This window comes from Chryseosolibacter histidinae (assembly GCF_018598225.1).
GTDB lineage: Bacteria > Bacteroidota > Bacteroidia > Cytophagales > Cyclobacteriaceae > Chryseosolibacter > Chryseosolibacter histidini.
Window position 1 is genome coordinate 1 of record NZ_JAHESF010000110.1, and the last position, 248, is coordinate 248.

The following is a 248-nucleotide window of genomic DNA, read 5'->3' on the forward strand; positions in this document are numbered from 1 at the left end:
CTTCTGCTTCACGCGCTTGACGGCCAGCGGCTGACCTTCAATTTCCCAAGCTGGTCACTATCCGCGGAAATGTTCTGTTATCTTGCTTTTCCTGTGGTCGTCCTCCTCGCTGCTCAGCGTAAGTCACTCGTTCTGGCGCTCATCGTGATCCTCACGGCGGCCAACAGCGTCTATGCTGCCACCACTGGGACCGGACCATGGGCGGAATGGATCAACAAGGGCGGTGTGTTCAGGGCGCTTCCCGGATT

General features: G+C 58.1%; 1 protein-coding gene. It reads left to right on the forward strand.

What is annotated here, in order from left to right:
* Positions 1-30 precede the first annotated feature (30 nt).
* On the forward strand, positions 31-248 hold a 218-nt coding region (locus tag KK083_RS32810; RefSeq protein WP_369074988.1), incomplete at its 3' end, for a hypothetical protein.